The sequence below is a fragment of the Paratractidigestivibacter sp. genome, from assembly GCF_052362415.1.
Taxonomy (GTDB): Bacteria; Actinomycetota; Coriobacteriia; order Coriobacteriales; family Atopobiaceae; genus Paratractidigestivibacter.
Genome location: NZ_DAWEMK010000160.1, coordinates 2,478 through 2,785 on the forward strand (window position 1 = coordinate 2,478; position 308 = coordinate 2,785).

The 308-nt window shown below is 68.5% G+C and carries 1 protein-coding gene; it reads left to right on the forward strand.

Going from position 1 to position 308, the window contains the following annotated elements; all coding sequences use genetic code 11:
• Positions 1–308: IMP dehydrogenase (locus ACT84W_RS10325; RefSeq protein ID WP_444329146.1), on the forward strand; the 308-nt coding region annotated here is incomplete at both ends.

Below are 308 nucleotides of genomic sequence, written 5' to 3' on the forward strand. Positions count from 1 at the left end.
TCCTCCAAGCGCTACCTCGTTGGCGCCGGCATCAACACCCGCGACTACGCCGACCGCGTGCCCAAGCTCATCGACGCGGGCGCCGACGTGCTCTGCATCGACTCCTCCGAGGGCTTCAGCGAGTGGCAGAAGCGCACCATCGAGTGGATCCGCGACAACTACGGCGACGACGTCAAGGTCGGCGCGGGCAACGTCGTCGACGCCGACGGCTTCCGCTTCCTCGCCGACTGCGGCGCCGACTTCATCAAGGTCGGCATCGGCGGCGGCTCCATCTGCATCACGCGCGAGACCAAGGGCATCGGCCGCGG